General features: G+C 31.7%; 21 protein-coding genes. 13 read left to right on the top strand and 8 right to left on the bottom strand.

Translation table 11 applies throughout. From position 1 onward, the window contains the following. Positions 1-66: 66 nt before the first annotated feature. Together FG167_RS09725 and FG167_RS09720 are read right to left on the bottom strand one after the other, a co-directional pair. Positions 67-816, bottom strand: coding sequence for a T9SS type A sorting domain-containing protein (locus FG167_RS09725; RefSeq protein ID WP_203458112.1), 750 nt, complete (start codon positions 814-816; stop codon positions 67-69). Positions 817-937: 121 nt separating this feature from the next. Then, the gene (locus FG167_RS09720) at positions 938-5,059 is read right to left on the bottom strand and encodes a hybrid sensor histidine kinase/response regulator transcription factor (protein ID WP_203458111.1); all 4,122 of its coding nucleotides are present in this window, start codon (positions 5,057-5,059) and stop codon (positions 938-940) included. 872 nt (positions 5,060-5,931) lie between these two features. Here FG167_RS09720 and FG167_RS09715 point away from each other — a divergent pair. Beyond that, entirely contained in the window at positions 5,932-6,129 is a 198-nt protein-coding gene (locus FG167_RS09715; protein ID WP_203458110.1) for a GIY-YIG nuclease family protein, read from the top strand. A gap of 174 nt (positions 6,130-6,303) precedes the next feature. On the opposite strand, the gene FG167_RS09710 is transcribed toward FG167_RS09715, so the two are convergent. From FG167_RS09710 to FG167_RS09695, 4 genes are all read right to left on the bottom strand, one after another. Next, positions 6,304-6,693 carry a rhodanese-like domain-containing protein gene (locus FG167_RS09710; protein ID WP_203458109.1) on the bottom strand — a complete coding sequence of 130 codons (390 nt, stop codon included), beginning with the start codon at positions 6,691-6,693 and terminating at the stop codon, positions 6,304-6,306. Positions 6,694-6,705: 12 nt separating this feature from the next. After that, positions 6,706-7,017 carry a rhodanese-like domain-containing protein gene (locus tag FG167_RS09705; protein ID WP_203458108.1) on the bottom strand — a complete coding sequence of 104 codons (312 nt, stop codon included), beginning with the start codon at positions 7,015-7,017 and terminating at the stop codon, positions 6,706-6,708. A 100-nt stretch (positions 7,018-7,117) separates the two neighbouring features. Beyond that, positions 7,118-7,738: a thioredoxin family protein gene (locus FG167_RS09700; protein WP_203458107.1), complete on the bottom strand. Its 621-nt coding sequence runs from the start codon at positions 7,736-7,738 to the stop codon at positions 7,118-7,120. Between the two features lie 109 nt (positions 7,739-7,847). Further along, positions 7,848-8,381 carry a TlpA family protein disulfide reductase gene (locus FG167_RS09695; protein ID WP_203458106.1) on the bottom strand — a complete coding sequence of 178 codons (534 nt, stop codon included), beginning with the start codon at positions 8,379-8,381 and terminating at the stop codon, positions 7,848-7,850. Between the two features lie 421 nt (positions 8,382-8,802). On the opposite strand from FG167_RS09695, the gene FG167_RS09690 reads away from it, so the two are divergent. The 12 genes from FG167_RS09690 (at position 8,803) to FG167_RS09635 (ending at position 17,611) form a co-directional block, all read left to right on the top strand. Next, positions 8,803-10,209, top strand: coding sequence for an anthranilate synthase component I family protein (locus FG167_RS09690; RefSeq protein WP_203458105.1), 1,407 nt, complete (start codon positions 8,803-8,805; stop codon positions 10,207-10,209). Beyond that, entirely contained in the window at positions 10,206-10,775 is a 570-nt protein-coding gene (locus FG167_RS09685; RefSeq protein WP_203458104.1) for an aminodeoxychorismate/anthranilate synthase component II, read from the top strand. Before FG167_RS09690 ends, FG167_RS09685 begins: the two co-directional genes overlap by 4 nt. Positions 10,776-11,016: 241 nt before the next feature. Continuing rightward, on the top strand, positions 11,017-12,009 hold the full coding sequence (gene trpD, locus FG167_RS09680; RefSeq protein ID WP_203458103.1) for an anthranilate phosphoribosyltransferase: 993 nt from the start codon (positions 11,017-11,019) through the stop codon (positions 12,007-12,009). A gap of 160 nt (positions 12,010-12,169) precedes the next feature. Then, a complete protein-coding gene (gene trpC / locus FG167_RS09675) occupies positions 12,170-12,952 on the top strand; it encodes an indole-3-glycerol phosphate synthase TrpC (protein ID WP_203458102.1) in 783 nt (260 codons plus the stop codon). Between the two features lie 159 nt (positions 12,953-13,111). Then, positions 13,112-13,747, top strand: a complete 636-nt coding sequence (locus FG167_RS09670; RefSeq protein ID WP_055443118.1) for a phosphoribosylanthranilate isomerase — start codon at positions 13,112-13,114, stop codon at positions 13,745-13,747. A 20-nt stretch (positions 13,748-13,767) separates the two neighbouring features. Further along, the gene (trpB, locus tag FG167_RS09665) at positions 13,768-14,949 is read left to right on the top strand and encodes a tryptophan synthase subunit beta (protein WP_203458101.1); all 1,182 of its coding nucleotides are present in this window, start codon (positions 13,768-13,770) and stop codon (positions 14,947-14,949) included. 40 nt (positions 14,950-14,989) lie between these two features. Then, positions 14,990-15,274 carry a GIY-YIG nuclease family protein gene (locus FG167_RS09660; protein ID WP_203458100.1) on the top strand — a complete coding sequence of 95 codons (285 nt, stop codon included), beginning with the start codon at positions 14,990-14,992 and terminating at the stop codon, positions 15,272-15,274. 53 nt (positions 15,275-15,327) lie between these two features. Beyond that, positions 15,328-16,095 carry a tryptophan synthase subunit alpha gene (trpA, locus tag FG167_RS09655; protein ID WP_203458099.1) on the top strand — a complete coding sequence of 256 codons (768 nt, stop codon included), beginning with the start codon at positions 15,328-15,330 and terminating at the stop codon, positions 16,093-16,095. Positions 16,096-16,103: 8 nt separating this feature from the next. Then, positions 16,104-16,568 carry a GNAT family N-acetyltransferase gene (locus tag FG167_RS09650; RefSeq protein ID WP_203458098.1) on the top strand — a complete coding sequence of 155 codons (465 nt, stop codon included), beginning with the start codon at positions 16,104-16,106 and terminating at the stop codon, positions 16,566-16,568. A 7-nt stretch (positions 16,569-16,575) separates the two neighbouring features. Further along, positions 16,576-16,800 carry a hypothetical protein gene (locus FG167_RS09645; protein WP_203458097.1) on the top strand — a complete coding sequence of 75 codons (225 nt, stop codon included), beginning with the start codon at positions 16,576-16,578 and terminating at the stop codon, positions 16,798-16,800. Continuing rightward, positions 16,790-17,242: a tRNA (cytidine(34)-2'-O)-methyltransferase gene (locus tag FG167_RS09640; protein WP_203458096.1), complete on the top strand. Its 453-nt coding sequence runs from the start codon at positions 16,790-16,792 to the stop codon at positions 17,240-17,242. The genes FG167_RS09645 and FG167_RS09640 overlap by 11 nt, the downstream gene beginning before the upstream one ends. 144 nt (positions 17,243-17,386) lie before the next feature. After that, the gene (locus FG167_RS09635) at positions 17,387-17,611 is read left to right on the top strand and encodes a hypothetical protein (protein ID WP_203458095.1); all 225 of its coding nucleotides are present in this window, start codon (positions 17,387-17,389) and stop codon (positions 17,609-17,611) included. 38 nt (positions 17,612-17,649) lie between these two features. On the opposite strand, the gene FG167_RS09630 is transcribed toward FG167_RS09635, so the two are convergent. After that, on the bottom strand, positions 17,650-18,333 hold the full coding sequence (locus FG167_RS09630) for an SDR family oxidoreductase (protein WP_203458094.1): 684 nt from the start codon (positions 18,331-18,333) through the stop codon (positions 17,650-17,652). Next, a complete protein-coding gene (locus tag FG167_RS09625) occupies positions 18,326-19,360 on the bottom strand; it encodes a M20/M25/M40 family metallo-hydrolase (protein WP_203458093.1) in 1,035 nt (344 codons plus the stop codon). The genes FG167_RS09630 and FG167_RS09625 overlap by 8 nt, the downstream gene beginning before the upstream one ends. Positions 19,361-19,476: the final 116 nt, after the last annotated feature.

The following is a 19,476-nucleotide window of genomic DNA, read 5'->3' as shown; positions in this document are numbered from 1 at the left end:
GACTAAAAACAACAAAAAGACCGCTAATAAGCGGTCTTTTTAATAAAACATAATATTTAAAGAAATTTACTCTTTAACAAATCTCTTTGTTGCAACTCCTTTATTAGATGTCAATTTAATAACATAAACACCATTAGATAGTGTAGATACATCTAAAGTATTTTTAACTGTATTAGAAGATATTACTTCTTTACCAAGTAAATCGTAAACAGCTACATTGCTAATAGTATTATTAGTAGAAATGTTTAATATGTTTTTTACTGGATTTGGGTACAAGTTAAATGCACTTAATGTGTTTTCTTCTATACTTAAAGTACTAGGGTCTACAATCTGAATTCGGTTAACCTCTATTGATCCACCATCTAGATTACCAGCTGTATTTACAAAACGTAATCTTAATTGAAAACTTCCAATCCATGTTGTGCTTCCTGCAGGAACATCAATTTGGTAAGATTGTTCAGCTATGTCTGCAGCAGTAATAGCTATTGTTTCTATAGTGGTTACACCTCCAGATACCGTTTGAAGTACTAAACTATTAGCATTAGAGTTGTTTTTAAAATCAAGAAGAACAGTTGTTAAAGTAGTTGGATTACCAATATCATTAGCACTTTTTCTAAGCTGCAAGTTACTTCCTCCACTGCCTGTTGTTGCTGTTAAAACACCTGTAGTTGCAGAGTGACTTGATGAACTACCTGGACCGGTTACTGAAAAACCTTCATCGTCAGTATCGAATGTGTAATCAATTTGAGCAAAAGATGTAGTACAAACTACAAGTGCTAATGCCATAAATGTTTTTTTAAGTAAAGTTGTTTTCATAATATTTGTTTTAATATGGTTATTAATTAAATCAAATGTATTTATGAATAACAAAAAACATGTTCCTTATGGTTAATTGTTTGTATTTATGAGTAAATTTATACAACTATAAGCAAAGTAATTAGTAATTTTTCTTTGACTCTGAGGCATACTTTCCAGGAGATGTTTCGTACTTCTCCTTAAAGACTTTAGTAAAATGTGTTCTGCTTTTAAAACCCGTCATTGTAAAAACTTCGTTTACAGATAATCCTTTTTGAGCTAAAAGGTCTGCCGCTTTTTTAAGTCTATACATTTTTAACAACTCGAAAGGCGTTTGATTAGTAAGTACTTTTACTTTTTGATAAAAGTGTGTACGATTAAGATATAATTCTCTAGCAAGATTATTTAAATCGAATTCTTGATTATCTAAGTTTTCTTCAAATAAGCTATAGAGTTTTTCTAAAAATGCATTATCATTTCTGTTGTTCTTATTATTCTCTTTAGTTAATGGAATACCAACTTGATAACGCTCTCTTAGTTGCTTTCTAATGGTTAATAATGATTCTACATTAGTAATTAAATGCTGAACATTAAAAGGTTTTTTAATATAAGCATCCGCTCCATCTCTAATGCCTTGAAGATGGTCTTCTATGTTTGTAAGTGCTGTTAATAAAATAACAGGAATATGACTAGTTTTTAAATCTGATTTAATTCTTAGACATAGGTCTAATCCGTTCATTTCTGGCATTTGCACATCACTAATTACAATATCTGGCCACTCATTTTCCATGGCTTCAAAACACTCTTTACCGTTTCTAAATGATTTTACCACAAAATAATTAGCGAGTAAATTAGAAACAAAATTTCTCATCTCTAAATTATCTTCAGCATAAAAAATAACAGAATCTTTAAAATCTCCAGAACTAACAATATCTAACGCTGTATTTTCCTGAATAATTGTAGAACTTACAGATACCTCTTTTTCTTTTGGTAAATCTATTTCATCCAACACATCTGTAGGTAGATGTTTCTTTACTATTGGTAATCGAACAGTGATAGTTGTTCCTTCGTTTTTAATACTATCTGCAGTAATAAAACCGTAATGCATTTCTACTAATCGCTTTGAGAATGCTAAACCAATTCCGGACCCACTAATATGTGTATTATCCTTATTTTGCGATTGATAAAAACGTTCGAAAACATGCGCCAGATCTGCGCTATCTATTCCTTTTCCTGTGTCTGTAACTTTTAAAATTAAGTCTTTGTCGTTTTCTTTGGTGTACTCTACCTTTATTAAATCGTCTGTACTTGTATACTTAAAAGCATTATTAAGTAAATTATTAAATATTTTTTCTAACTTATCTCTGTCAGCTGAAACAATAGTTATAGAGTCGTCACCAATAAACTCTATTTGCTTACTGTCATTATCCGCCAAAAACTTAAAATCTACAATTATATCTTTAATAAAAGTATCAAAATTAAATCGCGAATAGTGCATTTTAAGCATATTTGCATCTGCTTTTCTAAAATCTTGAACCTGTTCTATTAACTGTTGTATTTTTTTAGACTGCCTTGTTATTAAATCTAACTTTTCATTAGCATCTGGATTATTTCTAAAAGATTTTTTAAGTAAATCTAATGGCCTTGAAATTAGCGTTAAAGGTGTTTTAATTTCGTGAGAAATATTTGCAAAAAACCTTAATTTGGCTTCATTAACTTCTTCTACTTTATCTTTTTCAAATTGTTCTATTTCTACCTTATGATTTAAGCTTTGAATTTTAACAATAACCCGAACAATAGTATATGCTGCAAGTAGTCCTAAAAAAGCATAAACCAAATAAGCTAAATTAGTATTCCATTTTGACGGTTTAATTTCAATATTCAAGGTTTTTGGTTCTGTCCAATCGTTTAATGAATTAGAAGCCATGACGCTTAATTTATACGAACCAGGTTGTAAACCGTTATAAGAGATTGTTTTCTGGTTTGATGGCACCTCTATCCATTGCTCGTTAAAAGGGAGTAATCGGTACTTTATACCATGGTTTTTTGGATTTAAAAAATGTAAACTTGTAAAATCTATAGAAAAAACATTTTCGTTATGCTTTAGGGTGATTTTATCAACTTCAGAAATACTTTTAGAAAGCAACACTCTTTTATTAATAGTATTTCCCGGAATAATTTTTTTATTGAAAATTTTAAAATTTTCGAATGTAATCTTCGGAAGTGGTTCTGCATTTGGTACATCATTTGGATTAAAGCTAATAACCCCATCAAGACCAGACAACAATAACATACTATTTTCTTGACGACTAGAAGCATACCAAAAGTCCTCAAAAGCTAAGCCATCTGAATTATTGAATTTTCTAAATTCTCTTTTTTGAGTATTAAATAAGTTTAAGCCAATATTTGTAGCGACCCACAAATTATAATTATTGTCGTAAACTATACTTTTTACTACATTATTAGACAATCCATTTTTTTCTGTAAACGAAATAAAAGTTGGTGTTGTATTAGAATTTAGCACTTTACAAATTCCACCACCTTCTGTACCTATCCACAAGTCGTTATTAGGTAATCTTATTATTGAAGTTACAAAGTTACTAGAAATAGAATTTTCGTTTAATTTATCATGTGTAAAAGACTCTATAGTAGATGCTTTTACTGATACGCCTTTATTATTTTCTATTTTAATTAAACCTTTAGACTGTGAGCCTACCCAAACAAAATCATAAACAGGATCTGCATAAACACGTCTAGTAATTAGAGTTGTTTCACCTTTAAAAAATTTATTATCACTTAATTTTTCAAACGTTTTTAATGCATTATTGGCCTTTAAAACAATTTTATAGACATTAGTATTAGATGCAATCCATATATTTCCAAATTTATCTTCAGTAAATGATCGTAATGCAAAATTAGTGTTGTTGCTAAAAACAATACCCTCTACTTTTTCTATAGTCTTGCTTCCATTAGTAATTCGTCTTAATCCATTTTCATCTCTAAACCTTAACCATACATTTTCTTTAGAATCAACATATACTGCTGATATTAAAGACAAATCGGTTTTAGAAATTTGAAATGGGAGCCTTTCAAACGTATTACTTTGGGTGTTTAATATCGTTAAACCTCCAAGAGAAGAAGTTAAATAGACTCTATTTTTATCGATTGAAGTAATATGAGTCACGCTAGCTGAACCTAAACTAGTAGTAAAACTAGAGTTAGTACGAAAATTACAAAACGGATTTTTATTGGTATCAAACCTATATACACCTTCATTAAAAGTTGAAAACCAACAATTATTATTTGAAGTTGACATTAGACTACTAGCTCTTAAAATAGGTAAACCGTCATTAAAAGTTTTTATATTAAAATTGTCCTGAGATTTAAAATTCTCAACATCTTCAATAGAAATTAAACCTTTATTTAAAGTACCTAACCACAAGTTGTTTTTTGTATCTACAACAGCACTATTAAACTGGTAGTCACTTAAATCTTTACGTTTTAAACGGAATGATTTATCTTTAGAATTCTTATTTTTTTCAATAATAGCGACACCATCAAAAAGTGTAATAAGAAAAGAATTATCATCAAGTTTTGTAATAGAATTACTATAAGTAATGTCTTTCTCTAAAATATTTTTAAATGTTTTGGCTTCAAAATCAAAAACCAGTAAACCTTGTGAAGTACTAATTAAATAATTAGATTTATCAACTTGCAAGCCTTTAAAAAAAGTAAAATCACTTTTCTGTTCTGGAACATAATGACCTATAAATGTGTAATCCTTGCTATTAAAAACAAACAAGCCATTACTTTCTGTTACACAAATACTTAAACCATTAGTCTTATTAATGATTATATCTCTAATTTTTAAAGATTGAAAACCAGCCTTACTTAATGCGTGAGATGTAAGTTTTCTATAATTATCTAGATCATATTCATAAATTGTAACGCCTTCATCTGTTCCGATCCAAATATTATTTTGTGCGTCTTGATTTAATGCTCTTACTCTATTACTTGTTAGAATATTATTATCTACAGTGTTCTTAATTGTTTTTAGCTCGTAACCATCATACTTATTAATACCCTCGTAAGTACCAAACCATAAAAAACCTTTAGAATCTTCTAACATTGAAGTTACTCCATTATGAGCCAAACCTTGGGTTATTGTTAACTTCTGAGAATAGTTAAGAGGTGCTTCTTGAGCAAATAAGCAAGAGACAAAACACAGAATCAAAACAAATACTATGAAGTTTTTATTAGCCATATGCAATTTTATTATACTATAACAATCAACGAAGATTTCTGTTTATCATGGATGGCTAAAATTAACAAATTCAAACAGTTTTACTTAATAAAAAACAATTATTCACTCAAGTTCTTAAAATTAGAAAAAATATGTGATTAATTATAGATTTAAATTGATAGTCTTTTCAAAATGTACCACACTATCTTCATTCAATTCCACGTCAATCGTAATATAGTGGACTTGCAACAAAAAAATAGACATTGAGTTGAGAGATTATAATACATATCTACTTCTAACTATATATCCTAAACTAAGTGTTAAATCGAGTTATCAAAATAACATAAAAGTTCAAACCTTCAACTCATTAGTTATAAACAACTTATTGTTAATTTTTGATTTCAAGGTTAAGACCCTAAAACCCCTTTAAATACTAGTATTTAATAGGGTTAACAGCGTTCTAGTGACCCAAATAGGATTCAAACCCATACTAAACAGGTCATAGGTTAATTAATAATTGCATTAATATCTTCATTTAAAAAGTTCGAACTCTGTCGCTCGACTTCCACAACACTCACAACTGCGTTGTGAATGAAAACAAAAGAAATCCGTCAAGTTTGCTTGAACGGATTTCTTTGTTTTTAATCCTCTGTCTTGTAAAGACAGGCAGTTGTAATTGCACCTTTTAAGTCACTAGAGAACAACAAAGTTATTCTCTCCGACTCCACCTTCGCCCTACGAAGCTTCATTTTTTTTTGAAGCGAAGTAGGGCTTTTTTATGTTTAATTCTTATTGGATATTAAATCTTTAGGGCTTCGGTGGACTCGTCCATCTTTTTGATAAAGTTTCAAAATTAAAGAATCGAAGCAGAATACTTTCCTTAATTTAGAGATATGGAATTACCTTATGCTGTTTATATTTTAAAATGTAATAATGAAACCTATTATACGGGTTTTATTACGAACATCAAGAATAGATTAAAAGCACATAAGAATAAAGAAGTACATTATACAAAAGACAAACTTCCTGTTGAGTTAGTTCATTTATCTCAATTTATAGACAAACAAAAAGCTTACGATTTTGAACGCTAGTTAAAAACGGGTTCTGGAATTGCTTTTAGGAATAAGAGGTTGATTTAAAATTTAAATATAAACTAGAACACAAAAAATCATCCAATTTGAAAACATAAAAAAACCAGAGAAGTTAATTTCTCTGGTTTTCTATTATAATTTATTAAATCGGCCAAACTATTTCTGGACAGCTCATTACTTAACAGCCAACCCTTCATGTTTCCATCGGGATATGCCGCCTTCTAAATCGTAGATTTTAGTAAATCCTGCTAGTTGTAGTTTTTCAGCACATTTAGCACTTCTTCCTCCAGACTTACAATATAATAATACTGGTTTATCTTTATCTAGCTTTAAAATATCTGCATCAAAAGTAGGAGAAAAGAAATCTATATTCTGAGCTGTTTCTATATAACCACTTTTAAATTCCTTTGGAGTTCTTACATCTACCAACTGTATTTTATCCATTTTTAAAAGTGCCTGCATCTCTTGGGTAGATACCACTTCAATATTCGTTTTATCTGTTTCTTTACAGCTAAAAACACTTAAAGTTAGTACTGTAATTAATAGTATGGATAAATGTTTCATTGGTTCTTATTTTTATTTAGTTACGTCTCCCGTCCATTCATTAAATCCACCAAGTAGATTGTGTGCCTTTTCTATACCAAGTTGATTCATGATTGCACAAGCTTGTGCACTTCTTCCTCCCGATCTACAATATACGTAAAAGGTCTTAGTTTTATCTAAGGCCTCTACTTTACTCATGAATTCTTGCGGCTGATAAATGTCTATTACTATTGCATTTGGTATAATACCTTCGTCTGTTTCTTCTTCTGTTCTAACATCTAATATTACTGCATTTTCATCTTGCTGTAATGCTTCTTGCCATTCTTGTTGTGTTAAATCTGCCATTTTTTATTTTTTTACAAAATTAAGATTTCTTTATTTAGTAGACGAAAAAAAATCCGAAGTATTACTACTTCAGATTTTTTTTCTTCATTTTAAGTGTATTTTACACTTTAATAGAACATCCAATTGCTCTTGTTTGCTTTTCTTTAATTTCTTTTCCGCTTAATAAAGCATCCACTGCATTCTCCACATACTTTTTGTTTACAGCAGCTTCGTCTTGATAATTATCATCTATTGCTCCAATATACTTTACTTCGTTTCCTTTCTTCGTTTTTTGAAGAATATAAACGTGTGGTGTTTTTGTTGCTCCGTATTGCGGATATATTTTTTGTCCGCTATCCATTAAATAAGGAAACGTAAACCCTTTTGCTTTTGCTCTTGCTTGCATAGCCTCTAATCTATCTCCAGGTTTTACATCTGGATTATTAGGCATAATAGCAATTACTGGATATCCTTTATCTGCATATTTTTTATTTAATGCTTCTACTCTATCTTCGTAGGCAACTGCATACGGACAAGTATTGCATGTAAAAATCACAATAAATCCTTTCGATTCCTTAAAATCTGCTAAAGAAACCATTTTACCATCTATATTTTCTAAAGAGAAGTCTGTTGCTATATCTCCAACTTGGTAACCTGGATTTAAATTCGTTTTATTTAAAGTGAATGCACTTACAAGCAATACTATCACTAATGCAGAAACTATTTTAATGGACTTTTTCATAATTATTATTTTTGATAAATTTATTTATTGCAAGGCTATCTCCTCCAATAGGTTAACGTTTTTTTTTATTGTCGTTTTCGCTTAAAGCGGAATTAAAAGGTGAAAATTTCTAATTTAGGAATTTATCCACTTCCGTTTTTAACTCCTCATAACTAAAAGAACGTTCATAAAACGCACGTTTATCTTGGTTATAAATCAATGTTGCCGGTATTGCTCCAGACCATTCTTCGCTTACCTTAGGAATCCATGCATTAGAATCCGGGTCGTTTAAGGCAACCACTTTAGATTTTAATTTATTTTTCACTATAAATGGTATTAATTTTTTATCGTATTGTTTCGGAAAATCTAAACTTACCAATAATACTTCTACATTTTTACTTTTATAAGCTTCCTTTATTTCTTCAAAATGAGGTAACTCTTTAATACAAGGAGCGCACCAAGTTGCCCAAAAGTTTACAACATAGGTTTTATCGTCTTTAAGATTCAAAAACTTTTCCAATTCATTAAAATTATATACTTCCAAATCTGGTTTCTCTATACTAACATTCTGCTTTTCTAGATTAGAAGAAACCTCCTGCGTTTTATTTTCTTGTTTACAACTTACAAGTAAAATAAAGGCGACAAATAAAACTCTTAAATTCATAATCATAAAAATATACATTACAAAAAGAAGCACAAGTGCCTTTAACAAAAGTTTAATTGGACTTTTATATTTATTAGCGCTTTAAAACTAGCTAGTAACGAAAATATTTTTTAACTTAGAGCTAACTAAAATAATGTTACTAGATGAGATTCGATTAATAGCCAACAATTACTCTTTACAAACTAGTAACGATACAAACTACCATGAAAATGGTAGTTTTTTTTATAAAACATTGGTAGTTTATATTTAGATTTATATCTTTGACCTAAATTAATAACAATTGAGCACAATTTTAAATAATACTTGGTGGTGGAACTCTCGAAAAACAATCTTCGTGAACTAACGCTATACCGTATATTTAACCAAAATATCAAAAAAGGCTTGTCATTCACGACAAGCCTTTTTTTAATTTATAACCTTAATGAAAACATTCAGTCTTTATACACATCACAAAAAAATATTAGCAGATACCATTACTCCTGTTAGTATTTATCTTAAAATAAGAGATAAATATCCTAACAGTATATTGTTAGAAAGTAGTGATTATCATGCTAACGATAATAGTTTCTCCTATATCTGTTTTAATCCTATTGCGTCTATTAAAGTCGAAAACGATGAGATAGAACAACATTTTCCGGATGGAAGTTTCAAAAAAAACTACACCAAAAACGTTTCTGTTACCGAAGAAATTCACAAATTCACACAACGTTTTAAAGTAAACTCAGAAGAGAAATTTAAATTTATTAATAATGGTATTTTTGGATATACTGCTTATGATGCTGTTAAGTATTTTGAGGATGTAGAAATTTCAAAAAAAGAAAATTCTATAGAAATTCCAGAAATATATTATGCTGTATATCAAAACATCATAGCAATTAATCACTTTAAAAACGAAGCTTATATTTTTGCGCATTGTCATGATACAGAAAATAATATAGACGAAATACTGCAGCTTATAAAAGCGAAGAATTTTGCATCGTATAAATTTTCAAAAAATGGAGATATTCATTCTAATCTTAGTGATGAAGAATATAAATCGCATGTAGAATTAGCAAAAAAACACTGTGCACGAGGCGATGTATTTCAACTAGTGCTTTCTAAAAAATTCTCACAAGATTTTAAAGGGGATGAATTTAATGTATATCGTGCTTTACGAAACGTAAACCCTTCTCCTTACTTATTTTATTTCGATTATGGCGATTTCAAGATTTTCGGAAGCTCGCCAGAAGCGCAATTAATAGTTTCTAATGGTAAAGCAGAAATTCATCCAATTGCTGGTACTTTTAAACGTACTGGAAATGATGAAAAAGATGCAGAATTAGCAAAACAACTTGCCGTTGACGATAAAGAAAATGCAGAACACGTGATGCTAGTGGATTTAGCTAGAAACGATTTAAGCAGAAACGGAAGCCAAGTAAAAGTAGAAACCTACAGAGAGGTTCAATTTTTCTCCCATGTCATTCATTTAGTTAGTAAGGTGATTGGCGAAAAACACAAAAATGTTTCTACCATGCAAGTGGTTGCAGATACGTTTCCTGCAGGAACTTTAAGCGGCGCACCAAAACATAAAGCCATGCAACTTATTGAAAAATACGAAAAAACGAGTCGTTCTTTTTATGGAGGAGCTATTGGTTTTATGGATTTTGAAGGTAACTTTAATCATGCCATTATGATTCGAACCTTTTTAAGTAAAGACCATCAATTACATTGGCAAGCTGGTGCCGGAATTGTTTCCAAATCCAGTCCAGAAAACGAATTACAAGAAGTATATAACAAATTAGGTGCATTAACAAAAGCTATAGAAATAGCAGAAAAAATTGACCGATGAAAACAAAAGTATTAGTAATAGACAACTACGACAGCTTCACCTACAATTTAGTGCACTATTTAGAAGATTTAAATTGTGAAGTAACCGTAAAAAGAAACGACAAACTGACTTTAGAGGAAGTAGATGCTTTTGATAAAATTGTACTTTCTCCAGGTCCAGGAGTTCCAGAGGAAGCAGGTTTATTAAAACAGATCATAAAAACATACGCACCAACAAAAAGCATTTTAGGTGTTTGTTTAGGACAACAAGCTATTGGAGAAGTTTTTGGAGGAAAAATAATTAACCTAGAAGAAGTGTACCACGGCGTTGCTACCAATATAAAAGTAACCGTGGATGACGAATCTTTATTTGAAGGATTAGAAAAAACATTCCCCGTTGGTAGATACCATTCTTGGGTTGTAGATCCTAATTTACCTGAAGAATTAGAAGCGACTTCTTTAGATGAAAACGGACAAATAATGTCGCTACGTCATAAATTTTATGATGTTCGCGGTGTACAATACCATCCAGAATCGGTTTTAACACCTAACGGAAAACAGATATTAGAGAATTGGGTTAAAAACTAGTGTTCAGTATGCAGTTGCAGTAAGCAGTACTTACTCCAATGAATCTTGAATATAAAAAGGAAGATAAGGTGTCACTTCGAGTGATTTTTGAAGCATGAAAAAATAGTATCGAGAAGCTTTATTAGTTCTCTATACCATTGCAATGAAAAACTGAAATCACTCGAACGGACGAAAAAAAAATAACAAAAGATCCATTTAAAAGATTTCCGCTTTCGCGGAAATGATAAATAAAAATTTATCAATGAAACAAATATTAAACAGACTAATAAACCACGAAAACATCTCTACAGAAGAGGCGAAACAGGTTTTAGTAAATATATCAAAAGGCGATTATAACCAAAGTCAGATTGCATCTTTCTTAACGGTGTACATGATGCGAAGCATTACCACCGAAGAATTAAAAGGATTTAGAGATGCATTACTTGAGTTGTGTATTCCTGTAAACTTATCCGATTATAATGCCATTGATTTATGCGGAACTGGTGGAGACGGAAAAAACACCTTCAACATTTCTACACTAGCATCCTTTGTAACTGCTGGAGCTGGCGTACATGTTGCTAAACATGGTAATTACGGTGTATCTTCGGCTTCAGGATCTTCAAACGTAATGGAAGCTTTAGGTATAAAATTCTCAAACCAAGAAGATTTTTTAAAACATTCTATTGAAACAGCAGGAATATGTGTTTTACATGCACCATTATTCCATCCTGCCATGAAAAATGTGGCACCAATCCGTAAAGAACTAGGCGTGAAAACCTTTTTTAATATGTTAGGACCAATGGTAAATCCTTCGTTTCCTAAAAACCAATTAGTTGGTGTTTTCAATTTAGAATTACAACGTATTTACGGCTATTTATATCAGGAAACAGACACCAATTATAACATTGTACATGCATTAGATGGCTATGATGAGATTTCATTAACTGGGAATACTAAAATTATTTCCAAAACCTCAGAAAGCATGTTAACGCCAAAAGACTTAAACGTAATACAAATTAGTCAAAGTGATATTTTTGGTGGCGATACCGTAAAGTCTTCTGCAAAAATATTTTTAAATGTTATAAAAGGAAAAGGAACCGAAGCACAAAATAATGTGGTTTGCGCCAATGCTGGATTAGCAATTGCGACGGTAAAACAAATAGATCATCAAACCGGATTTGAACTAGCAAAAGAATCACTACTAAGCGGAAAAGCAAAAGCGAGTTTGGATGCATTGGTTGCATTGAGTAAATAGGTAAGTTTAAATGTCACTTCGAGTAATTTGAGAGGTACGAACAAATTGTATCGAGAAGATAATATGTTCTCGATACAATTTCGATAAAAAAAATCGAAATCACTCGAACTGACGAAATACAGTATAATAAAATAAATTCCCATTTTTATGGGAAAAAAATATGGATATATTAACCAAAATAGTAAAAGATAAACGCATCGAAGTTAACCTTCGCAAGCAACTAATTCCTACCAAACAATTAGAGCAATCTATTTTGTTTGAAAGACAAACCATTTCCTTAGCAAAAAACTTAAGAAATAGCACTACCGGAATTATAGCAGAACACAAGCGTCGTTCGCCATCCAAACAAGTCATCAATCACGATTTAAACGTTTTTGATGTTGCACAAGGATATGAAGATGCAGGAGTTTGCGGCATGTCTGTTTTAACCGATGGTAAATACTTTGGAGGTTCTTTAGACGATTTACTTACCGCAAGAGCAAGTTGTAATTTACCTTTGCTTCGTAAAGAATTCATCATAGACACCTATCAAATTCTGGAAGCTAAAGCGTATGGCGCAGATGTAATTTTATTAATAGCAGCCATTCTCACCAGAGAAGAAATTAAGCAGTTTTCAGAATTTGCAAAAAGCGTATCTTTAGACGTGCTTTTAGAGGTTCACAATGAAGAGGAATTACACAAATCTATTATGCCTAGCCTAGATATGTTAGGTGTTAATAATAGAAATTTAAAAACGTTTGAAGTCAGCTTAGAAACTAGTAAAAAACTAAGTGCATTAATACCTAACGATTTTGTAAAAGTATCTGAAAGCGGAATTAGCTCTGTAGCAGCCATCAAAGAGTTACAACCTTATGGCTATAAAGGATTCTTAATTGGAGAAAACTTTATGAAAACAGAAAACGCTGGCGAAAGCGCAAAACAATTTATTGAAGAATTAAAGTAATGTCTCTTCGAGTGATTTAGGTTTTTATCGGAATTGTATCAAGAAGCCAAAATGTATCAAGAAATGATACCATTTGTCCAAGACAAAAAATATATTAAAAAAAGTAATAATCAAATTAATTAAGAAGCGTGGTGAGATTCCCGCTTTCGCGAGAATAAAATGAAACTAAAAATATGCGGAATGAAATCCGAAAACAACATTTTAGATGTTGCAGAAATACAACCAGACTATCTAGGTTTTATATTTTATGAAAAATCACCTCGATACCTAAATACCGAAATTCCTGAATTACCAGAAAGCATTGAGAAAATTGGAGTTTTTGTAAATGCATCGCTCAACTATATTGTAGAAAAAATTGAACAATATGATTTACAAGGTGTACAATTACACGGCGATGAATCTCCAGAATTTTGCGAACAGTTAAAGGAATATGATGTATTCGTTATAAAAGTATTTTCGGTAAAGAATCAATTCGATTTTAGCGTTTTAGAACCTTATGAAGATGTTTGTAAATATTTCCTTTTCGATACCAAAGGCAAAGAACCAGGAGGAAATGGATATCCGTTTAACTGGAATGTATTTAAAAAATACCCTTCTAAAAAACCATACTTCTTGAGTGGCGGAATTGGGCCTGAAGAAATAGAACCTTTACTATTATTCTTAAAGCGTCCAGAATCCGATTTATGTTGTACTCTCGATTTAAACAGCAAATTTGAAAAATTACCAGGTGTAAAAGATCTTAGTAAACTAAAAGAATTTAAACACCAATTGGCTATTAACAACTATATCCGTTAGGAATAGAATATTGAAAAACCATGAATTATAATATTAACGAAAAAGGATACTACGGCGAATTTGGTGGTGCATACATTCCAGAAATGCTGTATCCTAATGTAGAAGAGTTACGTCAAAACTATTTAAAAGTGATGGCAGAACCCGACTTTATAAAAGAGTTTGACCAACTTTTAAAAGATTATGTTGGTAGACCTTCTCCGCTCTATTTTGCAAAACGTCTTTCTGAGAAATACAACACGAAAGTGTATCTAAAGCGCGAAGATTTAAACCATACCGGAGCGCATAAAATCAACAATACCATCGGGCAAATTCTAATGGCACAACGTTTGGGCAAGCATCGTATTATTGCCGAAACCGGAGCAGGACAACATGGTGTTGCCACAGCAACAGTTTGTGCATTAATGGGCTTAGAGTGTATTGTGTATATGGGAGAAATTGACATTGCAAGACAAGCACCAAACGTTGCTAGAATGAAAATGTTAGGCGCAACGGTTATTCCTGCATTATCAGGAAGTAGAACCCTTAAAGATGCAACTAACGAAGCTATTCGCGATTGGATTAACAATCCGGTAGACACACATTATATTATTGGAAGTGTTGTTGGTCCGCATCCATATCCAGACATGGTAGCTCGTTTTCAATCTGTAGTTTCCGAGGAAATTAAATGGCAATTACAAGAACACGAAGGCAAAACACAACCCGATTATGTAGTCGCTTGTGTTGGTGGCGGAAGTAATGCCGCTGGTGCATATTATCACTTTTTACAAGACACAGACGTCAAACTAATAGCTGTAGAAGCTGCCGGTTTAGGTGTAGATTCTGGCGAAAGTGCTGCAACTTCGGTATTAGGAAAGGAAGGTGTTATACATGGTAGTAAGACCTTGTTGATGCAAACCAACGACGGACAAATAACAGAGCCATATTCCATTTCAGCAGGATTAGATTATCCTGGTGTCGGACCAATGCATGCCCATTTATATAAAACTGGTCGCGCAGAATTTATTGCGATTACAGACGATCAAGCGATGAAGGCCGGATTGCAATTATGTAAGTTAGAAGGTATCATTCCTGCTATTGAAAGCTCGCACGCACTTGCTGTTTTCGAGCAGAAAAAGTTTCAACCAGAAGATATTGTGGTGCTGAGTTTATCTGGTCGTGGAGATAAGGATTTACAGAATTACATCGATTATTTTAAGTTTTAGTTTTTCATTTCCGCGAAGGCGGAAATCTCATTAATTATAAATGGATTTACATTACGTATACATATTAACTAATAAAAACCATACGGTTTTATATGTTGGTCGATCTAAGCAATTAAAGATAAGACTGAATCAGCATAAAAACAATAGTTTAAAAACTTTTACAGGAAGATACAACGTAGATAAACTTGTCTATTTTGAAACTACTAAATATGTAAACAATTCTATTAAAAGAGAAAGACAAATAAAGAAATGGAATCGGGAATGGAAAGAAAATTTGATAAATGATATGAATCCAGATTGGAACGACTTATCCGATTTAGTATAAACAAATATTTAAAAGATTTCCGCCTTCGCGGAAATGAAAAAAAATATCATTCAATGAACAGAATCAATCAGAAATTACAAGAAGACAAGAAATTACTTTCTATATACTTCACAGCAGGTTATCCTAGTTTAGAAGATACAGCAACTATCCTACAAAACTTAGAAAAAAGTGGTGTAGACATGGTAGAAATAGGATTACCATTTAGTGATCCTTTAGCAGACGGACCAACTATTCAAGCGAGTTCTACACAAGCTTTAAAAAACGGCATGACTACCGAAGTACTTTTTAATCAGTTAAAAGATATCCGTAAAACCGTTTCTATTCCGTTAATTATTATGGGATACTTCAACCCAATGTTGCAATATGGTGTAGAGGCTTTCTGTAAAAAATGTCAAGAAGTTGGTATCGACGGATTAATAATTCCGGATTTACCGGTCGATGTATATAACGACGACTACAAAGCTATTTTTGAAAAATACGGATTAATAAATGTGTTTTTAATAACACCACAAACTTCTGTAGAACGTATTAACTTTATAGATTCTATTTCCAATGGTTTTATTTATATGGTAAGTAGTGCAAGTGTAACAGGAAGCAGCTCTGGTTTTGGAGAAGAACAAACGAGTTACTTTAAACGTATTGCAGATATGAAACTTAATAATCCGCAAATTATTGGTTTTGGAATTTCAAATAATGAAACCTTTACACAAGCAACTTCGCATGCAAAAGGTGCGATTATTGGTTCTGCATTTATAAAACACCTCACTAATAAAGGAGTTAATGAAATTGATAGTTTTGTGAAAAACATACTAAACAAATAGAAAATCCAATGGACAACATTACCTATAGATCGGCTACATTAGAAGATTTACCTACGCTATTAGAATTTGAGCAAGGTATTGTTTTAGCAGAACGACCTTTTGATGTTACATTAAAACCAGATCCGATTAGCTATTATGATCTGAAAGAATTAATCCTTTCGAAAACAGTAGAAGTACATGTCGCAGCGCATAACAATGTTGTTATTGGCTCGGGATATGCAAAAATCATGGATTCTAAACCATATCACACACACGAACAACATGTGTATTTAGGCTTTATGTATGTACATCCAAATTATAGAGGTCAAGGTGTCATTCAAACCATTACAGAAGCTTTAAAAACTTGGGCAAAAACCAATGGCGTTTATGAAGCGAGATTAGACGTATATCACGATAATGCACCAGCAATTAGAGCCTATGAAAAAAGTGGTTTCATTAAAAATATGGTAGAAATGAGAATGTCTCTTAAATAAGAAAATTATGAAATTACTAAACGATTGGAAAGTAATAGCTGTACTTTGTTTAACATTAGGTTTAGCTCCTTTTGTACCAGAACCACATATCCTTGGGAAATTAAAATGGATTATTGGAGGAGCTGAAGGTATGCAGCTTATGGATTGGTTTGATGTGATTTTACACGGCTTCCCTTTTATATTGCTTATTCGATTAATTATTTTAAAACTTCTTTCAAAAAATGCCGCTTAACATCGTACTCATAGAACCAGAAATACCAAACAATACCGGAAATATTGGTCGATTAGCATTAGCTTCTGGATCCAATTTACACTTAGTAAAGCCTTTTGGTTTCGAAATCACAGATGCGCGTTTAAAACGTGCCGGATTAGATTATTGGCAACACCTCAACTTACATTACTACGATAATATAGAAGATTTTCTTTCTAAAAATAAAGATGCGGAAATGGTATTTTTATCTAGTCACGGAATACAGAACCATTGGGATATTGCATTTCAAGATAATATGTTTTTAGTCTTTGGAAAAGAGTCTGCTGGATTACCTAAAGCTATTACAGAAAACAATAAAGACAAGTTATTTAAAATTCCTTTATACAGTGAACATGTAAGAAGTTTAAACTTAGCAAATGCAGTAAGCATTGTTGTTTATGAAGGTTTACGTAGTTTGCAGTAAGAATAAAGCTTGGCTTTCTAACAAAAATCAGCTAACTTCGTTTAACTTCTGATATAAGTAACTAAAATAAATTTTCACATTTTATTTTATCAGTTCAACAAAAGTCTAACGCCAACTCTGGTTTTATCTTAATAAATTATAATTATGAAATTAAACTTATTGTCTTGTGATGCACAGCGACCAGATAAAAGAGCGATAGCCAAATGTATAGCAGAAGTTTCTTCTAGCATAAGTGAATCTTTAGCAAATGAACTAACAGACATACTTCTAGAAGGTGATGCTGTAGATATTGAGGTACACGATAAAAACTCTGGTTCGGCTTTACGATCTTTACGTAAACTAAGTATTGACTACGAAATCATAGAATAAATAAATTATCTGTAATATCTTTTCCTTGCCCCTATAAATTAAGGTGTAGAATTGGAAACCTGTAGCATTTTTCCATTATATAATTTATTGCCTGTAAGCGCAAAGTCGTGAATATATGCTGCCATTTGTGCAGCTGTTGTTGGTGCTTGATAATCTGGAAAAGCTTCTTTTAACATTTCGGTTTGAACAGCCCCTAAAGCCAATACATTAAATTGCGGACCTGTTTCTTTATATTCTTCGGCAAGCAGTTCTGTTAAGGTAATCACTGCTCCTTTACTAGAGCTATATGCTGCAAGTCCAGGAAATTTCATACTCCCTTGAACGCCTCCCATAGAACTAATAGTTACCACATGACTTTCTTGTTTCATAAATGGTAAAACAGTTCTAGTCATTTCTGCAACACCAAAAACGTTGGTTCTATAAACGTTTTCAAAATCTTCCATTGTCGTTTCGGCAAAAGGCTGATTTAATAAGGTTCCGGCATTATTAATCAAAACATCTACTTGCTTCCATTCGGTTTCAATAAATGCCGCTACTTTTTTATAGTCTTCCGTTTTTCCTAAATCAAAAGACATGGAAGTAATATTTTCAAAATGTAAATTATTTACGGGTTGTGCATTTCGCGATAACGCCAATACATTATGTCCTTCATTTGCAAAAAGGTGTACTAATTCGAACCCAATCCCTCTACTTGTTCCTGTAATTATTATGTTTTTACTCATCTTTCAGTTTAACTTCTTTAGTTGGTGCATTCATCATTCCTTTTAGTGCAGGAATCATTTTATTCATAAAACTAGACATGTGCTCATAATCCATTTCGCTAGCCTCATCATCTACATGATGATAATATTCAAAGTTTGTAAAATCGAATGTTGAAATAGCATGTGCAGGAATATTCAATTCATTATAAAATGGAAAATTATCCGATCTCATAAATAAATTAAACTCCTTAGCTTTCGGGAAAAACCCAATGATTTCTTCACCCGCATATCGATTTAAAGTTTCGGCAAAATTAGAGCGTTCAAAGCCACTCATATATGCCATCACATTATCTGCTGTTCTTGGAACGCCAATCATTTCAAAATTAATCATGGTATAGGCATTTAATCCCGCTTCCTTAAGTCTTTTTGCTAAATGCGCAGAACCTTTTAACCCCATTTCTTCCGCAGAATAAAGTGTCACTAAAATACTGCGTTTATTAGTTTTTGTTTTAGCAAAATAAGCAGCAAGTTCCATTGCCGCTATGGTTCCTGATGCATCGTCATTTGCTCCGTTAGCAATAATATCTCCATCTACTTCTTTAGCAAAACCAATATGGTCATAATGGCCACCTAAAATAATATATTCGTTTTTTAATTTTGGGTCATTACCTTCAACTACTCCAACAATATTAAATCCTTTTATAGTTTCATTATTGGTTACGCCATCTTTACTTTCTTTTTTTACGATTTCAAAATCATCTCTATAAGTTTCAAAGTAAGGTTTGATATTATTATCTTTTAAGAACGTTTCTATAAACAAAGCAGCTTTTTCAATACCAACACTTCCTGTTGCTCTTCCTTCTAGTTCATCGGAAGCCAAATACTCCATACTTTTTTGAATGGACTCCAAAGAAATGGATGCTTCTATAGGTTTTACATTATGGGATAGCATTGCACTTTCTGAAGTAGATTCTGTATTGGTAACTACTTTTGAAGATCCACAACTTAAAATGGAAACTAAAATTAGTAATGCTAGTATTTTTCTCATAGTTATTCCCTTGAAAATGGGTATTTCGTTTAGTTAACAATATTTAGAGTTTAAAGATAAAAAACCTAACTCAAATAAATGAATTAGGCTTTTGTTTTATTGAGATTCTTCGATTG

The organism is Lacinutrix sp. WUR7 (assembly GCF_016864015.1).
Lineage (GTDB): Bacteria > Bacteroidota > Bacteroidia > Flavobacteriales > Flavobacteriaceae > Oceanihabitans.
Note: the sequence above shows the minus strand (reverse complement) of the source record. Positions and strands in the feature narration are given on the sequence as shown.

What these genes read in the sequence shown, in the direction of transcription:
- FG167_RS09715 (WP_203458110.1), top strand. Translation starts at nt 5,932, where the DNA reads ATGGAATTACCTTATGCTGTTTATATTTTAAAATGTAATAATGAAACC.
- trpB (WP_203458101.1), top strand. Translation starts at nt 13,768, where the DNA reads ATGAATTATAATATTAACGAAAAAGGATACTACGGCGAATTTGGTGGT.
- FG167_RS09660 (WP_203458100.1), top strand. Translation starts at nt 14,990, where the DNA reads ATGGATTTACATTACGTATACATATTAACTAATAAAAACCATACGGTT.
- FG167_RS09645 (WP_203458097.1), top strand. Translation starts at nt 16,576, where the DNA reads ATGAAATTACTAAACGATTGGAAAGTAATAGCTGTACTTTGTTTAACA.
- trpD (WP_203458103.1), top strand. Translation starts at nt 11,017, where the DNA reads ATGAAACAAATATTAAACAGACTAATAAACCACGAAAACATCTCTACA.
- trpA (WP_203458099.1), top strand. Translation starts at nt 15,328, where the DNA reads ATGAACAGAATCAATCAGAAATTACAAGAAGACAAGAAATTACTTTCT.
- FG167_RS09720 (WP_203458111.1), bottom strand. Translation starts at nt 5,059, where the DNA reads ATGGCTAATAAAAACTTCATAGTATTTGTTTTGATTCTGTGTTTTGTC.
- FG167_RS09650 (WP_203458098.1), top strand. Translation starts at nt 16,104, where the DNA reads ATGGACAACATTACCTATAGATCGGCTACATTAGAAGATTTACCTACG.
- FG167_RS09630 (WP_203458094.1), bottom strand. Translation starts at nt 18,333, where the DNA reads ATGAGTAAAAACATAATAATTACAGGAACAAGTAGAGGGATTGGGTTC.
- FG167_RS09685 (WP_203458104.1), top strand. Translation starts at nt 10,206, where the DNA reads ATGAAAACAAAAGTATTAGTAATAGACAACTACGACAGCTTCACCTAC.
- FG167_RS09640 (WP_203458096.1), top strand. Translation starts at nt 16,790, where the DNA reads ATGCCGCTTAACATCGTACTCATAGAACCAGAAATACCAAACAATACC.
- trpC (WP_203458102.1), top strand. Translation starts at nt 12,170, where the DNA reads ATGGATATATTAACCAAAATAGTAAAAGATAAACGCATCGAAGTTAAC.
- FG167_RS09705 (WP_203458108.1), bottom strand. Translation starts at nt 7,017, where the DNA reads ATGGCAGATTTAACACAACAAGAATGGCAAGAAGCATTACAGCAAGAT.
- FG167_RS09695 (WP_203458106.1), bottom strand. Translation starts at nt 8,381, where the DNA reads ATGAATTTAAGAGTTTTATTTGTCGCCTTTATTTTACTTGTAAGTTGT.
- FG167_RS09725 (WP_203458112.1), bottom strand. Translation starts at nt 816, where the DNA reads ATGAAAACAACTTTACTTAAAAAAACATTTATGGCATTAGCACTTGTA.
- FG167_RS09700 (WP_203458107.1), bottom strand. Translation starts at nt 7,738, where the DNA reads ATGAAAAAGTCCATTAAAATAGTTTCTGCATTAGTGATAGTATTGCTT.
- FG167_RS09635 (WP_203458095.1), top strand. Translation starts at nt 17,387, where the DNA reads ATGAAATTAAACTTATTGTCTTGTGATGCACAGCGACCAGATAAAAGA.
- FG167_RS09690 (WP_203458105.1), top strand. Translation starts at nt 8,803, where the DNA reads ATGAAAACATTCAGTCTTTATACACATCACAAAAAAATATTAGCAGAT.
- FG167_RS09670 (WP_055443118.1), top strand. Translation starts at nt 13,112, where the DNA reads ATGAAACTAAAAATATGCGGAATGAAATCCGAAAACAACATTTTAGAT.
- FG167_RS09625 (WP_203458093.1), bottom strand. Translation starts at nt 19,360, where the DNA reads ATGAGAAAAATACTAGCATTACTAATTTTAGTTTCCATTTTAAGTTGT.
- FG167_RS09710 (WP_203458109.1), bottom strand. Translation starts at nt 6,693, where the DNA reads ATGAAACATTTATCCATACTATTAATTACAGTACTAACTTTAAGTGTT.